The 15,120-nt window shown below is 72.7% G+C and carries 16 protein-coding genes; 8 read left to right on the plus strand and 8 right to left on the minus strand.

Annotated elements, in window-relative coordinates:
- Positions 1–7 precede the first annotated feature (7 nt).
- The 3 genes from bioA to bioD are packed head-to-tail and all read left to right on the plus strand — an operon-like array spanning position 8 to position 3,100.
- Positions 8–1,291, plus strand: coding sequence for an adenosylmethionine--8-amino-7-oxononanoate transaminase (gene bioA / locus VFN12_RS08920; RefSeq protein ID WP_414690023.1), 1,284 nt, complete (start codon positions 8–10; stop codon positions 1,289–1,291).
- Between the two features lie 4 nt (positions 1,292–1,295).
- Positions 1,296–2,432: an 8-amino-7-oxononanoate synthase gene (locus tag VFN12_RS08925; protein ID WP_325118294.1), complete on the plus strand. Its 1,137-nt coding sequence runs from the start codon at positions 1,296–1,298 to the stop codon at positions 2,430–2,432.
- Positions 2,429–3,100, plus strand: a complete 672-nt coding sequence (gene bioD, locus VFN12_RS08930) for a dethiobiotin synthase (RefSeq protein WP_325118295.1) — start codon at positions 2,429–2,431, stop codon at positions 3,098–3,100. The genes VFN12_RS08925 and bioD overlap by 4 nt, the downstream gene beginning before the upstream one ends.
- Here bioD and VFN12_RS08935 read toward each other — a convergent pair.
- Positions 3,084–3,467 (minus strand): VOC family protein, encoded by a 384-nt coding sequence (locus VFN12_RS08935; protein WP_325118297.1) that lies wholly within the window; start codon positions 3,465–3,467, stop codon positions 3,084–3,086. The two genes, bioD and VFN12_RS08935, sit on opposite strands and share 17 nt — an antisense overlap.
- A 32-nt stretch (positions 3,468–3,499) precedes the next feature.
- The gene (locus VFN12_RS08940) at positions 3,500–4,066 is read right to left on the minus strand and encodes an NAD(P)H-dependent oxidoreductase (protein WP_325118298.1); all 567 of its coding nucleotides are present in this window, start codon (positions 4,064–4,066) and stop codon (positions 3,500–3,502) included.
- Positions 4,067–4,123: 57 nt separating this feature from the next.
- Here VFN12_RS08940 and VFN12_RS08945 point away from each other — a divergent pair, with 57 nt between their 5' ends.
- The 3 genes from VFN12_RS08945 (at position 4,124) to VFN12_RS08955 (ending at position 6,511) form a co-directional block, all read left to right on the plus strand.
- Positions 4,124–4,741, plus strand: a complete 618-nt coding sequence (locus tag VFN12_RS08945) for a helix-turn-helix domain-containing protein (protein WP_325118299.1) — start codon at positions 4,124–4,126, stop codon at positions 4,739–4,741.
- Positions 4,738–5,574, plus strand: coding sequence for an aldo/keto reductase (locus VFN12_RS08950; RefSeq protein ID WP_325118300.1), 837 nt, complete (start codon positions 4,738–4,740; stop codon positions 5,572–5,574). The genes VFN12_RS08945 and VFN12_RS08950 overlap by 4 nt, the downstream gene beginning before the upstream one ends.
- A 79-nt stretch (positions 5,575–5,653) precedes the next feature.
- The gene (locus VFN12_RS08955; RefSeq protein ID WP_325118301.1) at positions 5,654–6,511 is read left to right on the plus strand and encodes a hypothetical protein; all 858 of its coding nucleotides are present in this window, start codon (positions 5,654–5,656) and stop codon (positions 6,509–6,511) included.
- Here VFN12_RS08955 and cimA read toward each other — a convergent pair whose 3' ends face one another.
- From cimA to VFN12_RS08980, 5 genes are all read right to left on the minus strand, one after another.
- Positions 6,512–8,095: a citramalate synthase gene (gene cimA, locus VFN12_RS08960; RefSeq protein ID WP_325118302.1), complete on the minus strand. Its 1,584-nt coding sequence runs from the start codon at positions 8,093–8,095 to the stop codon at positions 6,512–6,514.
- 311 nt (positions 8,096–8,406) lie between these two features.
- Positions 8,407–9,942, minus strand: a complete 1,536-nt coding sequence (locus VFN12_RS08965; protein WP_325118303.1) for a serine/threonine-protein kinase — start codon at positions 9,940–9,942, stop codon at positions 8,407–8,409.
- A gap of 22 nt (positions 9,943–9,964) precedes the next feature.
- Positions 9,965–11,038 carry a branched-chain amino acid aminotransferase gene (locus VFN12_RS08970; RefSeq protein ID WP_325118304.1) on the minus strand — a complete coding sequence of 358 codons (1,074 nt, stop codon included), beginning with the start codon at positions 11,036–11,038 and terminating at the stop codon, positions 9,965–9,967.
- A 26-nt stretch (positions 11,039–11,064) separates the two neighbouring features.
- The gene (locus tag VFN12_RS08975) at positions 11,065–12,120 is read right to left on the minus strand and encodes a 3-isopropylmalate dehydrogenase (RefSeq protein ID WP_325118305.1); all 1,056 of its coding nucleotides are present in this window, start codon (positions 12,118–12,120) and stop codon (positions 11,065–11,067) included.
- 9 nt (positions 12,121–12,129) lie between these two features.
- Positions 12,130–12,276, minus strand: a complete 147-nt coding sequence (locus VFN12_RS08980; RefSeq protein WP_325118306.1) for a hypothetical protein — start codon at positions 12,274–12,276, stop codon at positions 12,130–12,132.
- A gap of 361 nt (positions 12,277–12,637) precedes the next feature.
- Between VFN12_RS08980 and VFN12_RS08985 the strand changes: the two genes are divergently transcribed.
- The gene (locus VFN12_RS08985; protein ID WP_325118307.1) at positions 12,638–13,204 is read left to right on the plus strand and encodes a cytidine deaminase; all 567 of its coding nucleotides are present in this window, start codon (positions 12,638–12,640) and stop codon (positions 13,202–13,204) included.
- Here the strand turns inward: VFN12_RS08985 and VFN12_RS08990 are convergent.
- Positions 13,185–13,748, minus strand: coding sequence for a hypothetical protein (locus VFN12_RS08990; RefSeq protein ID WP_325118308.1), 564 nt, complete (start codon positions 13,746–13,748; stop codon positions 13,185–13,187). The genes VFN12_RS08985 and VFN12_RS08990 overlap by 20 nt on opposite strands.
- 139 nt (positions 13,749–13,887) lie before the next feature.
- On the opposite strand from VFN12_RS08990, the gene VFN12_RS08995 reads away from it, so the two are divergent.
- Entirely contained in the window at positions 13,888–15,024 is a 1,137-nt protein-coding gene (locus VFN12_RS08995; protein WP_325118309.1) for a sensor histidine kinase, read from the plus strand.
- The last annotated feature ends 96 nt before the right edge of the window (positions 15,025–15,120 follow it).

Raw genomic sequence — 15,120 nt, forward strand, 5'->3', positions numbered from 1 at the left:
TGAACACGTGTGGCATCCCTACACGTCGATGACCGAGCCGACCCCGGTCCGACTCGTCACGGGGGCGTCCGGCTGTCGCCTCCACCTGGCCGACGGCCGCGAGGTGATCGACGGGATGTCGTCGTGGTGGGCCGCGATCCATGGCTACCGCCACCCCGCCCTGGACGCGGCCCTGAAGGGGCAGGCCGACGACTTCGCGCACGTGATGTTCGGCGGCCTCACCCATGAGCCGGCCATCCGCCTGGCGCAGCGGCTGGTGGAGATCACGCCGGCGGGTCTCGAGCACGTCTTCCTCGCCGACTCCGGCTCGGTCAGCGTCGAGGTCGCGCTGAAGATGGCGATCCAGTACCAGCGCGGCGCCGGGCGTCCCGAGCGGACCCGGATGCTGACCGTCCGGGGCGGCTACCACGGCGACACCTGCGGATGCATGGGCGTCTGCGACCCCGAGAACGGGATGCACACGATGTTCCGCGGCTTCGTCGCCGACCACGTCTTCGCCGACCGTCCACCGCCGGACCCCGAGGCGTCGCCGGTGGTGGCCGAGGTCGTGCCCACGGCCGACCTGGCCGCCTGGCAGGAGCGCTGGGAGGCGTCGTTCCGCAAGTTGGCCGCGGACCACGGCGACGAGCTGGCGGGGATCGTGGTCGAGCCGCTGCTGCAGGGCGCGGGCGGCATGTACGTCTACCCCGCGGCCTGCCTGCGGGTGATGCGCGAGGTCGCCGATGAGCACGGCCTGGTGCTGGTCTTCGACGAGATCGCCACCGGTTTCGGGCGGACCGGGACCCTGTTCGCCGCCGACGCCGCGGACGTCGTCCCCGACATCATGTGCGTCGGCAAGGCACTCACCGGCGGCTACCTGAGCCTGGCCGCCGCGATCTGCACGTCCCGGGTGGCGCGGGGCCTCTCCGCGTCGGAGTCCGGCGTCCTGATGCATGGCCCCACCTACATGGGGAACCCACTGGCCTGCGCCGTCGCCCTCGCCAACCTAGACCTGCTCGCGACCGGCGACTGGAGGTCCGACGTCGAGCGGATCAACCGACGCCTCGCCGCAGGCCTGGCATCCTGCCGCGACCTCCCCGACGTCGCCGAGGTCCGCACGATCGGGGCGGTAGGCGTCGTCGAGCTCACCCATCCGGTGCAGGTCGACGCCGCGACCGAGGCGGCCCTCGACGCCGGCGTGTGGCTCCGGCCGTTCCGCAACCTGATCTACACGATGCCGCCGTACATCTGCACCGATGACGAGATAGACCGCATCTGCGCCGCCGTCGACATCGCAGCCGTGGTCGGGTGAACCGATGATCTGGAAGAACTGGCTCGACGAGCAGTCCGGGCTCCGAGACCGGGCCGGCCTGCGCCGCACCATGCACCCCCGCGGACCCGACGACCAGGTCGTCGACCTGGCCGGCAACGACTACCTCGGGCTGTCGCGGCACCCCGCGGTCCGGGAGCGGGCGGCCGAGGCGGCGCGGACCTGGGGCGCGGGCGCCGGCGCCTCCCGGCTGGTCACCGGCACCCTCGGCCTGCACGTGGAGCTCGAGACCGCGCTCGCCGGCTTCCTCGGCCAGCCGGCGGCACTGGTGACCTCCACCGGCTACCACGCGAACCTCGCGGCGGTGACCGCGCTGGCCGACCGCGACTGCCTGATCGTCTCCGACTCCCACGTCCACGCCTCGCTGGTCGACGCGGCTCGCCTCTCCCGGGCGGAGGTGACCATCACGCCGCACAACGACGTGTGCGCGGTCTCGACCGCGCTCGCCCAGGCGGGTGGGCGCCGTGCCATGGTGCTGGTCGAGTCCGTCTACAGCGTCCTCGGTGACGCCGCCTCGCTGCTCGAGCTCGCCGGGGTCTGCGCGTCGTACGGCGCCCTGCTGATCGTCGACGAGGCCCACGGGCTGGGGGTGGCCGGCGCCGGCGGTCACGGTCTGGTGCGCGAGCTGGGGCTGGCCGGACAGGACCACGTCGTCGTCACCGCCACCCTGTCCAAGTCGCTGGGCGCGCAGGGCGGCGCCGTGCTCGGCTCCACCGCCGTGATCGACCACCTGGTCAACCGGGCCCGGCCGTTCATCTACGACACGGGCCTCGCGCCGGCCGCTGCCGGCGGGGCGCTTGCCGCGCTGGAGATGCTGATGACCCGGCCCGAGCTGCCGGCCCTCGTCCACACCCGGGCGACGGCGCTCGCCGGCGCCCTGGGGGTCAGCGCACCCGAGGGCGGGGTGCTCTCGGTGCCGATGCCCTCACCCCAGGTCGCGGTGGCCGCGCAAGCGGCGGCCCTCGAGGACGGCGTCCGCGTGGGCTGCTTCCGTCCCCCGTCGGTCCCTGACGGGATCTCGCGGCTGCGGGTCACCACCTCGGCCGGCATCCCCGACGCCGAATGGGCACGGGCCGCGGCCGTGCTCGGACAGGTGGTCAAGGAGTTCGAGGCGACCACATGACGATCCTCGTCGTCACCGGCACCGACACCGGGGTCGGCAAGACCGTGGCCACCGCGGCACTGGCCCACCGCGCGGCCGCCAGCGGTTCCGTCGCCGTGGTGAAGCCGGTGCAGACCGGCGTCGGTCCGGGCTCCGGCGAGGTCGCCGACGCCGAGGTGGTCCACCGGCTCACCGGGTGCGCCGTCCACGAGCTCACCGTCCTCGACGAGCCGCTGGCACCCGACACCGCGGCCCGGCTGCGCGGTGTCCGGATCCCCCCGGTGGCGGAGTACGCCGACCGGGTGCGGGTGCTCGCCGAGTCGCACGACACGGTGGTGGTGGAGGGCTCGGGCGGCGTGCTCGTACGCCTCGACACCGAGGGCGGGACGATCCTCGACCTCGCCGCCGAGGTCGGTGCCGAGGTGGTCGTGGTGGTGTCGGCCGCGCTGGGCACGCTCAACCACTCCGAGCTGACCGTCGCCGCGCTCCGCGCCCGCGGGATCGAGCCCGCCGGGCTGGTGATCGGCTCCTGGCCGGGCGAGCCGGGACTGGCCGAGACCTGCAACCTCGACGACCTGCCGCGGGTCACCGGCGTACCCCTGATCGCGTCGATCCCGGCCGGCGCGGGCGCGCTGGGCCGCGATGAGTTCGTGGCCGCGGCGCCGGGATGGTTCAGCCCGGCCGGTTGACCATCCAGCGGTGCCCGAACGGGTCGCGGAAGACCGCGATACGCCCCACGCCGGGGTTGTCACCGGGCTCGCGGTCGACCTCGGCACCGGCGGCACGAGCCCGCTCGGTGACCGCGTCGACGTCGGCGACCTCGAGGTGGAGGGTGACCGGGCTGCCCGCGCCAGGGGTCGGCGCGGGGCTCTGGATCTCCGGGTGGGCGTCGGCCATCATCCAGTGCCCACCCTCGGCGTCGAGCTCGACGTGACCGATCCGGCCGTCGGGCATCACGACGGGCTCGTGGGTGACGACCGCTCCGAGCACCCGCACGTACCAGTCGATGGCCGCGCGGGCGTCGGGGACGGCGAGGTACGGGGTGAGCACGGTCATTCGCCGACCGTAGCCCCCGGCCCCGGGTGGTGTCAGGCGGCCGAGGCCTCCTGGTCGTGGTCGGCCAGGGTCTGGAGCGCACCGAGCACCCGTGCGGTGATCGCGGCGTCGGCCAGCACGTCCACCTCGAGCGAGGACTGCGAGACCGTGGCGTCCTCGACGACGACTGCGCCGGCGACGGCGGCCGAGCGACGGACGTCGGCGTGGGCCCACTTGCCGCCGTACGGCGTGGGGGTGGTGCCGAGCACGGCCAGCGGCTTGCCGGACAGCGCGCCGGCGCCGTAGGGGCGCGACAACCAGTCGATGGCGTTCTTGAGCACCGCCGGCATGGTGCCGTTGTACTCGGGGGTGACGACCAGGACGCGGTCGGCGGCGGCCACCCGGTCGCGCAGGCGCTGGGCAGGGGCCGGCACCTCGTCGCCGTCGAGGTCCTCGTTGTAGAACGGCAGCTCGGCGAGGCCCTCGACGATCTCCAGGTCGAGTCCGGCCGGGGCGTCGCCGGCCAGCTGCTCGGCCAGGCGCCGGTTGACGGAGCCGGAGCGCAGGCTGCCGACGAGGACCACGATGCGGGTGCCGGTGGGGGCGTTGGTGTCAGTCATGTCCGTGCAAACGGACCGTGGTCCGGTTCTATTCCTGGCTCTAGAGTGATCCACGCCATGTCGACGCACCCGCTCCTCCCGATCATCGGGGAGCCGCGCCCGGAGCGCAGCGACGCCGCCCGCAACCGGGCTGCGCTGCTCGAGGCCGCCACCCGGCTCATCGAGCAGTGCGGGATCCAGGGGGTCACGATGGAGGCGGTCGCCGCCGAGGCCGGGGTCGGGAAGGGCACGGTCTTCCGCCGGTTCCACAGCCGTGAGGGGCTGATGGCGGCGCTGCTCGACCACTCCGAGGCCGACTGGCAGGCGCAGGTGATGGGCGGTCCGCCGCCGCTGGGTCCCGGGGCGCCCCCGATGGAGCGGCTGCTGGCGTTCGGGCGGTCCCGGATGGAGATCAACCTGCGGCACGCGGAGCTGATCCAGGCGGCCGGTCGGGCCGGGGCACGCTCCTACGCGGCGTACTCCTTCGTGGCAACCCACACGCGCTACCTGCTCGGGGAGCTGGGCGTCCGGGGCGACATCGCCCTGCTGGCCACCGCGCTGATGGCCCCCATCGAGTCCTCGATCCTGGAGCAGCAGGTGAGGATCGAGCGGATCGGCATCGACCGGATCCGCGCCGGCTGGGCCGACCTGGCCCGCCGGATCGTCGAGAACCCACCGGACGAAGGAGCACGATGAGCATCCCGACGTACACCCTCAACGACGGCACCACCCTGCCCGCCATCGGCTTCGGAACCGCCGGCCTGCGGGGCGACGCGGCGGTCGAGGCGACGACCAGCGCCCTCGAGGCCGGGTACCGGCTCGTCGACACGGCGGTGAACTACGAGAACGAGCGTGAGGTCGGCGAGGCGCTGCGCCGTTCCGGCGTCCCGCGCGACGAGCTGCGGGTGACCAGCAAGATCCCCGGCCGCCACCACGCGTACGACGACGCCATCGCCTCCACGCGCGAGTCGCTCGAGCGGCTCGGCCTCGACCACCTCGACCTGCACCTGATCCACTGGCCGAACCCCGGCCGCGACCAGTACGTCGAGGCGTGGCGGGCGCTGGTGTACCTGCGGGAGGAGGGGCTGGTCCGCTCCATCGGGGTCTCCAACTTCACCGAGGAGCACCTCGACCGGATCATCGACGAGACCGGAGTGGCGCCGTCGGTGAACCAGATCGAGGTCCACCCCCTGTTCCCGCAGGACGAGATGCGGCGCGCCAACGAGGATCGCGGGGTCCGCACCGAGTCGTGGAGCCCGCTCGGCAAGCGCCAGGCCCCGCTGTCCGAGCCCGCCGTGCAGGCGGCGGCGGAGGCCCACGGCGTCACGCCCGGCCAGGTGATCCTGCGCTGGCAGGTGCAGCAGGGCAACCTGCCGATCCCGAAGTCCGCCACGCCGTCGCGCCAGCGGGAGAACCTCGACGTGTTCGGGTTCGAGCTCGACGACGCCGAGATGGAGGCGATCACCGCTCTCGGTCGCTCCGACGGGCGGCTCTTCGGCGGTGACCCCGACAGCCACGAGGAGATGTAGGCCGCGCGGCTCTGCGCTCCGGTGCAACCGATCCCCGGCGGCTCCCGTCATAGTGGGTGACGAGCACCGGGAGGGCGCCATGGGCACGAGACTCGTACTCCTCCTCATGCTGGCGCCGGGGCTGTCGGCGTGCGGCCAGCCGGCCGAGGTCACGGTCGAGACGACCGTGGACCGCCCGTACGACGGCCCCCTGCACGTGTCGCACGACCCGGACAGCGCGTCCCTGCGGGAGCGGTCCGGCGCCGCGGGGCTCGCGCTGGAGTGCGCCGGCCGGCCCTACGCGGGATCCGGCGGAGGGTTCTCCCAGCATGGCATCGGAACCGCCCAGGGCGATGCGCGAGAGGCGCTCGAGGACTTCCAGGAGCAAGCCGGGTTCCTCGACATTCCGCAGGACGGATTCGTGGTGGAGCGCGTCGAAGGTGATCGGGTGCTGTTCTCCTACGACGTGGGCGAGCGGACCAGGATCGCCTACATCGCGGCCGGGGGCCTGCGCGACCCGGAGGGCGAGATCGGCTGGGGCATCGAGTCGTGGGCCTCCTGCGACCCCGCAGAGCTCCCCGCCGATGTCAGCCGCGAGCTCGGGATCCGGGTCTGGCACGACCAGGCGGGCGACCCGGTCCCGGTCGCCCGGCTCACCCACCATCCGGGGCCAGAGCACTGCGGCTGGCAGGACGTCACGTTCCTGAGCATGGGTGGACCCGGTGGCACGCAGTACGTCGCCGATCGCAGCGGCGAGTTCGCCGGCGAGGGCCTGCTGAGGACGACGTACGACGGCGACGTCGTGCTCCCGGACGACGCGACCGACACGGGGTACGAGTACGACACCTGGCACCTCTGGCTGGCCGGGGATCGCAGCTCCGCCTACATCGTGGACGTCGACGACCCCTCCCGGATCGAGCGCTGGCCCGCCGCGAAGGACCAGATCGCCTGCGCCTGATCAGTCGCCTGCGTGCCGGCGCAGCCCGAAGGTCACGCCGTCGACGAGCGCGCCCCACGACGCCTCGATCACGTTGTGGCCGACCCCGACGGTCACCCACGACGACTCCCCGTCGGTGGTCTCGATCAGCACCCGGGTGATGGCGTCGGTGCCGTGGCCCTGGTCGAGGATCCGGACCTTGTAGTCGATCAGCTCGAACTTCGCGACCTCGGGATAGGCCTGCCCGATCGCCTCGCGCAGCGCCTGGTCGAGGGCGTTGACGGGCCCGTTGCCCTCGCCGGTGACGACGAACCGCACTCCCCCGGCCCGCAGCTTGACCGTCGCCTCGGAGACGGCCTCGTCGCCCGGCCGGGTCTCGGTGATGACCCGCCACGACTCGACCTCGAAGTAGGCCGGGCGGACGCCCTCGACCTCCTCGGCGAGCAGCAGCTCGAAGGACGCGTCCGCGGCCTCGAAGGTGTAGCCGCGCGACTCCATGGCCTTGACCCGCTCCGTGACGCGGGTGACCAGGTCCTTGTCGCCCGACAGGTCGAAGCCCAGCTCGCGGCCCTTGAGCTCGATCGAGGCCCGACCGGCCATGTCGGAGACCAGCAGTCTCATGTCGTTGCCGACGTCGACCGGGTCGAGGTGCTGGTAGAGGTTCGGGTCGACCTTGATCGCACTCGCGTGCAGGCCGGCCTTGTGCGTGAACGCCGAGGTGCCGACGTAGGGCTGGCGCGAAGCCGGCGCGAAGTTGGTGACGTCGGCGACCGCGTGCGCGATCCGGGTGGCGTCCTGGAGCAGCCCCGGCGGGAGCACCTTCCGGTCCAGCTTGAGCTCCAGGTTGGCCACCACCGAGACGAGGTCGGCGTTGCCGGTGCGCTCGCCGTACCCGTTGATGGTGCCCTGCACGTGGGTGGCGCCGGCGTCGACCGCCGCCAGGGTGTTGGCGACCGCGCAGCCGGTGTCGTTGTGGCAGTGGATCCCGACCCGGACGCCGGTCGCGGAGACGACGTCGCCGACGACGTCGCCGACCCAGCCGGGGAGCATCCCGCCGTTGGTGTCGCACAGCGCGATGACCTCGGCGCCGGCGTCGTACGCCGTGCGCAGCACCTCGAGGGCGTAGTCGCGGTTGTCGCGGTAGCCGTCGAAGAAGTGCTCGGCGTCGAGGAACACCTGCTGGCCCTCGGCCCGGAGGTGGGTGACCGTGTCACGGATCATCGCGAGGTTCTCCTCGAGGGTGGTCCGCAGCGCGAGGTCGACGTGCCGGTCGTGGGACTTGGCGACCAGCGTGACCACGCCGGCGCCGGAGTCGCGCAGCGCCGCCACCATCGGGTCGTCGGCGGCGGCCACCCCTGGCCGGCGGGTGGCTCCGAACGCCGCGAGCTTCGCGTGCCGCAGGTCGAGCTCGTCGGCGGCACGGCGGAAGAACTCGGTGTCCTTGGGGTTGGCCCCGGGCCACCCGCCCTCGATGTAGCCCACCCCGAGGCCGTCGAGCTGCCGCGCAATCGTGAGCTTGTCGGCGACCGACAGGTTGAGTCCCTCCTGCTGGGCGCCGTCGCGCAGGGTGGTGTCGTAGACGTGGAATCCGCCGTGGAGGTCCATCTGTCTGCTCTCTCGGTCGTGGAACGGCAACAAAAAAACCTCCCGTGGAACGGAAGGTTGGCGCGTCGGCTGCCCTGGGTCAGGGCGTCGACGCGCTAGGCGATCTGAATTCGGCTGGTGATGATGCTCTGGTACGGCACCCGATCAGTGTGCCACCGCTGCACCGACCCGGTACCCCGATCTCGCCATCCGGCCACCTCGTTGAGTCGGGGATCCGCGACCCTCGAGTCGGGGATCCGCGACCCTCGAGTTGGGGATCCGTGACCGTTGGGTCGGGCTTCCGTGACCGTCCGTCGACGGGAATCCCCGACTCACAGGACGGGAATCCCCGACTCAACGGGATAGGGGGGGCCGGAGAAGGGTGACCAGTTCACGCCGGAGGTGGACACCAGGTAGCCGAAGGCCGCGGCGAGCGTCCCCACTACGACCAGCGCGACCAGCCAGGAGCCGGGCCGGGCCGCGAGCGGATGGACGGCGCGGGCCAGCGGAGAGCGCACCCGCGAGCCGCCGGGACCCAGGGCCAGGGCCCCGGCGTAGGTCAGACCGGTCACGAAGAGCGACGTCTCCAGGTCCGCCGCGGCCGCGTAGCAGATGAGGACCGCGGCCAGGGCCAGCCCCAGGCTCCACAGCGCCAGCAGCAGCGTGCCCGGGATCGCGCGTACGACGTGCCAGGGGGCGCCGACCAGGTAGAGGACCGGGTCGTACCACTTCGCCCCGCGCAGCCGGCGCCGGTCGCCGGTGGCCGTGGCCGCGAGCGAGGCGCTGCGCAGCAGCCAGGTCAGGACGAGGAGGGTCGGCAGCGCCACCCAGGGGTACGCCGTCAGCGCCGCGCCCGCAGCCACGGCCAGCACGGTCCACAGCATGCCCCGGCGCAGCCGCTCGAGGGCGCCCGGCCGCGGCGGCGCGGCCCACTCCGGCTCTTCGTAGGGAGTCGGTGTTGCCTCGTCCTCCTCCTCGAACAGGGAGAGGGTGTGCTCACGCCCCTGGGCGGCGAGTGCCAGCGGGACGGTGTAGGGGTCGTCGGGCTCCTCGGGTGGCGGGCCGCCACCGTCGAGCCACTCGAGGACCTCGTCGAGACCCGGTCGACGTCGCGGGTCCGGGTCCAGGGCTGCCGCCACGATGCGGCGCAGGTCGTCGGGCAGCCCGTCGAGATCGTGCTGGCCACGCCGCACCCGGTCGGTGATCGCCATCGACGGTCCGCGGCCGAACGGCGAGCGACCCGTCCCGGCGAAGGCGACCGTCGCGCCCCAGGAGTGGACGTCGGAGCGGGCGGTGGCGTCGTACCCGTCCAGGATCTCCGGAGCCAGGTAGCCCGGCGTGCCGAGCAGCCAGCCGGTGTGGGTGAGCTTCGGGTCGTCGGCGACCCGGGCCAGCCCGAAGTCGATCAGGATCGGCGTGCGCCCCTCGATCAGCACGTTGGAGGGCTTGACGTCGCGGTGCAGCACCCCGACCGCGTGCACCGACGCGATGCCCTCGGCCAGTCCGTGCGCCAGGAAGCGCAGGTCGGCGTCGTTGAGCGGGCCCTCGTCCTTGACCAGGTCGTGGAGGGAGGGTCCGGGCACGTAGCGGGTGGCCACGAACGGGATCTCGCCCCACGGGTCGGAGTCGACGATCTCGGCCACCCAGGGGCTGCGGATCCGCGACAGGGAGCTGACCTCACGGGCGAGCCGTTCGCGGGCCTCGTCGTCGCCGACGACGTGCGGGCGGATGACCTTGAGCGCGACCCTTTCCCCGCGCCGCGGCCGGGCCAGGTGGACCACGCCCATGCCGCCCTCGCCGAGCCGCGTCAGCAGCTCGTAGCCGCCGACGGTCAGCCCGGGCGGCGGTTGTTGCGGGGACGTCGTCACGCGTCGAGGCTACTGGTCGGGCTCAGCAGATCCTGTGCATCCAGCCGAAGGTGTCCTCGGCCCGGCCGTACTGGATGTCCACGAGGGCCTGGCGGAGCCGCATGGTCAGGTCGGTCGACGCCGGGGCCGGTGTCTCGCCGCCGTCCCACTTGAGGGTCCCGACCGGGGTCACCACGGCCGCCGTACCGCAGGCGAAGACCTCGGTGATCGAGCCGTCGGCGACACCGTCGCGCCACTCGTCGATCGAGAACTTCCGCTCCTCCACCTGGTGGCCGAGCTTTCCGGCGAGCTCGATGATGCTCGAGCGGGTGATGCCCTCGAGGATGGTGCCCGACTCGGGGGTGACGATCCGGCCGTCGGCGTGGACGAAGTAGAGGTTCATGCCGCCGAGCTCCTCGACGTACCGCCCCTCCTGGGAGTCGAGGAACACCACCTGGTCGCAGCCCTGGCCGATCGCCTCCTGCTGGGCGACCAGCGAGCTCGCGTAGTTGCCGCCCGTCTTGGCGGCGCCCATGCCGCCGCGGCCGGCCCGGGTGTACTCCGTCGTGAGCCAGAGGGTGACCGGCTTGACCCCGCCCTTGAAGTACGCCCCGGCGGGGCTGGCGATGACCAGGAACGTGACGTGCTGGGCCGGACGCACCCCGAGGAACTTCTCGGTGGCGAGCATGAAGGGCCGGATGTAGAGGCTCTTCTCACCCTCCCCGTCGGGCACCCAGCGCTGGTCGACCTTGACCAGCTCGTCGACCGCCTCGACGAAGTCGGCCACCGGGAGCTCCGGGAACGCCAGGCGCCTGCTCGAGCGCAGCATCCGGGCGGCGTTCTCCTCGGGCCGGAAGGTCCAGATCGAGCCGTCGTCGTGGCGGTAGGCCTTCAACCCCTCGAACGTCTCCTGCGCGTAGTGCAGGACCGCGGTGGCGGGGTCGAGGGTCAGGGGAGCGTACGGCGTGATCCGCGCGCCGCTCCAGCCGGTGTCGGGAGTCCACTCGACGGTGAACATGTGGTCGGTGAAGTGGGTCCCGAAGCCGGGATTCGCCAGGATCTCGGCCAGCCGCGCGTCGTCGACCGGGGCGGACGAGGGGGTGGTGCTGATCTGCATGGGGCCAACCTATCCGAGCCCCGGCCTCAGCCCAGTCGCGCGGCGACGGCGTCGCCGATCTCGGCGGTACGGCGGGTGGTCCCGCTGGTGCGGTCGGCCAGGTCGTCGGTGACCGCCCGCTCGACGGCCGCCGCCGCCTCGGGGTGACCGAGGTGGTCGAGCAGCAGGCTGGTGGAGAGGATCGCCGCCGTGGGGTCCGCCTTCTGCTGGCCCGCGATGTCGGGCGCGGAGCCGTGGACGGGCTCGAACATGCTGGGCGCGGTCCGGTCGGGGTTGATGTTGCCCGAGGCGGCCAACCCGATGCCGCCGGTGATCGCGGCCGCGAGGTCGGTGATGATGTCGCCGAAGAGGTTGTCGGTGACGATCACGTCGAAGCGGGCGGGGTCGGTGGTCATGAAGATGGTCGCCGCGTCGACGTGGAGGTAGTCCACTGTCACCTCCGGGAACTCCTGCCCGACCTCGGCGACCAGCCTGGACCACACCGCCCCGGCGTGGACCAGCACGTTGGTCTTGTGGACCAGGGTCAGCCGCTTGCGGGGCCGGCGCGCGGCGCGGGCGAACGCGTCGCGCACGACCCGCTCGACGCCGTACGCCGTGTTGACGCTGACCTCCGTCGCGACCTCCTGCGGCGTGCCGACCCGCAGCGCTCCCCCGTTGCCGGTGTAGGGCCCCTCGGTGCCCTCGCGGACGACCACGAAGTCGACCTCCCCCGGCTCGGCAAGTGGGGAGGTCACCCCGGGGAAGATCCGCGAGGGCCGCAGGTTGACGTAGTGGTCGAGCTCGAAGCGCAGCCGCAGCAGCAACCCGCGCTCGAGCAGGCCCGGGGGCAGGTTCGGGTCGCCCGGCCGTCCCCCGACGGCGCCGAGCAGGATCGCGTCGTGCTCGCGGATCTCCGCCAGCACGGAGTCCGGCAGCACCTCCCCCGTGGCGAGGTACCGCTCCGCACCCAGGTCGTAGTGGGTGGCCGCGAACTTCACGCCGGCCGGGGCCGCGACATCGAGGACCTTCAGGGCCTCCGCCGTGACCTCGGGGCCGATGCCGTCCCCGGGGATGACCGCGAGGTTGAGGGTGCCCTGGCTCATGCCCGGACCCTAGTTGTCGTCGGGACGCTCCCCGCCGTTGTCTCGCAGGTCAAGCGACGCCTGCACGGCCGACTGGCTGGCCGGGTTGTCGGGCTGCACTGCCCAGGGCGGCACGGCCTGGCTGGCAGGGCCCCACTCGGGATACATGTCGTACATAGGTCTCTCCTGGATTGGTTCTGTCCAGCGGTCGGCGCGACCGCTGTGGTTCCTGAACGCCCCGCGGCGGGATGGGTGCCAGGCCCACGGGTCGCGTGGGATGCGCTGGACCAGGAGAGTGCGGGTTTCGCGGTACTGCCTGCGTACCCGCCGCGGAGGCGTCTTCAGCTGAAGGTGCAGGCCGTCAACGCACGCACTCCGCGACGAGGTGGCCTGCGCTCAGGCCTCGCCGCGGCGATCGATAAGTACGAAAACGCTCCGCATGAGGTGTTCACCGTACGACGCGGGTGCGCGCCCCGTGCCGGTTCGGACGATCTGTTCACGATGCGAGACATCCGTCTTGTGGTGCAAGACTCGCCCCATGAGCGCGCCCCCCGAGCTGCCCGAGATCGTGTCGCGGGCCTTCGACGTCTCGCGCAAGGCGGGATACGTGTCCTTCTGCCGCAACGAGACCGGACGGCTGCTGGCGACGCTGGCCGCGACACGCAACGGCACGATGGCGGAGTTCGGCACCGGCACCGGGGTCGGGACCGCCTGGCTGCGCTCGGGCGTCCGCGGCGACGCCAGGATCCTGACCGCCGAGCTCGACCCCAAGCTGGCCGGCGCCGCGGCGGAGATCTTCCAGGACGACCCCCAGGTGGAGGTGCTGGCGGCCGACTGGTCGACCCTCTCCGACCAGGGCCCCTTCTCGCTGCTCTACCTCGACTCCGGCGATCCGGGTGCGGTCCGGGTCGACGTCGTGGCGGATCTGGTCGACCAGGGCGGGATCGTGGTGCTCGACGACTTCACGCCGTGCGAGATCTGGCCGCCGGTGTTCCACGGTCGGGTCGACACCCTGCGCGAGGAGTGGCTGACCGACGACCGCTTCACCACCGTCGAGGTGATGGTCGCCGCCGACGCCGCGACCCTCATCGCGACGCGTCGCTGACCAGGTCCAGATCCTGCCGGACGGTCGCGGCCCGGTCGGCGCCGAGCCCGACGGCGACCCAGGCGACGTACGACGAGAGCAGGAAGATGTCGTGGAAGGGATCCACTCCCACGGCCATCGCCAGGAATCCCAGGACCGCTACGGCCAGCAGCCCGGCGCCGGCCGGAGCGGCACGGTGGCTCCGGACCAGCCGGACGCCCCAGGTCACGCCCCCTGCCGTGAGGGCCAGGAACCCGAGCAGGAAGACGACGAACATGCCCTCGAACGGCTCTCCCTGCACCAGCGCGGTGATCCCGTACCCGGCCGCGAACAGCAGCTGGAGCAGGCAGCCGGCCTGCACCAGCCATGCACCCCGGCGCGAGCCGCCGCCGCGCGCTGCCAGCAGCCGGGCCAGCGACAGCAGCAGGGTCCACCCCGCCAGCTGGGAGGCGGCGAAGACGCCGTGTGCCCACAGCGCGAGGTCGTCGCTGCGCACCACGGTCTCGACGGCGACGGGCACGACGAGGAGGGCGGCCGCGACGGCGGACCTGGTCTTGGCGTTCATGGGTGCTCCCTGAGGTCGACGGGTCGATGTCCTTCGACGCTAGGGAGGCCGGGCGCCCGCGTCGTCTGCCGTCGAGCAGGTTTCGGGCATCTGCCGAAAGACAGACGCGTGACCGGCCGACCGGACCTACATTCGGGGGATGGACTGGCAGGTGACGGCACGCCGGGCGTTCCTCGGCCTGGTCGCGCTGCTGTTCGTCTCGGGGCAGGTCCAGGTGTGGTGGGTTCCGGAGCCCTCCGACGTGACCGCGGCTGCCGCTGTCGTCCTGCTCACCGTCCCCCTTCCCTGGGCGCGCCGACGGCCGCTCCCGGCGTTGCTCGTCGTCCTCGGTGGCGCCCTGCTGGCGCTCTACGCCGACGCCCACCTGGGCCAGGCCTGGTTCGCGATCCTGCTGGCGGTCTACGCCCTGGGATCGTGGGGTAGCGCGCGCTCCTCCGCGATCGGCATGTCGGTCGTGGCCCTGGGCACGCTTGCCGTCGACATCCCTCGGCTGCAGCAGGGCGCCGCCATCGACGACGTCGTCCCCGGCTGGGTGATCCTCGCCGGCACGTGGGGACTCGGCCGCTGGCTGCGCTCCCGCCGGTCCGAGCACGCGTCCCTGGTGGCCCACAACACGGCGCTGGAGCGGGACCGCGAGGAGGCCAGCCGCGCCGCGGTCGCCTACGAGCGCGCCAGGATCGCCCGCGAGCTCCACGACCTGGTGGCGCACAGCATGGCGGTGATCGTGCTGCAGGCGCAGGCCTCGCAGCGGGTCCTGCCCGACGACGTCGAGGCCGCGCAGCGCTCGCTGGCCGCCATCGAGTCGGTCGGCCGCGCCGGGATGGACGAGCTGAGGCGGCTGCTCGATGTGCTCCTCGTCGAGGCGGAGGGGGTCGACCCCGGGGCACGGCCCAGCCTCGAGCAGCTGGACGATCTCGTGGAGCAGGTCCGGTCGGCCGGCCTGGAGGTGACGGTGGAGGTCGACGGAACGCCCGGTCCCCTTCCTCCGGGGCTCGACCTCTCGGCCTATCGCATCGTCCAGGAGGCGCTGACCAATGCCCTCAAGCACGGGGGACGCGCGCCCACCAGCGTGCGGGTGGGCTACCGCGCCGAGACCCTGACCATCCGGGTCAGCAATCCCGCCGTCCGGGCGCCGGCCGCACCCGACTCCCGGGTCGGCCACGGCCTGATCAGCATGCGCGAGCGGGCCGCCCTGTACGGCGGCGAGCTCGAGGCCGGCCCCGGCCCGGAGGGAGACTTCGTCGTCCACGCCACCCTTCCGCTGGCGGCCCGATGACCATCACCGTGGTCACCGCGGACGACGAGCACCTCGTGCGTTCGGGCCTGCGGATGATCCTGGGCACCGAGCCCGGCATCGATCTCGTCGCCGAGG

It is taken from the genome of Nocardioides sp. (genome assembly GCF_035703625.1).
In the GTDB taxonomy this organism is placed as follows: Bacteria; Actinomycetota; Actinomycetes; order Propionibacteriales; family Nocardioidaceae; genus Nocardioides.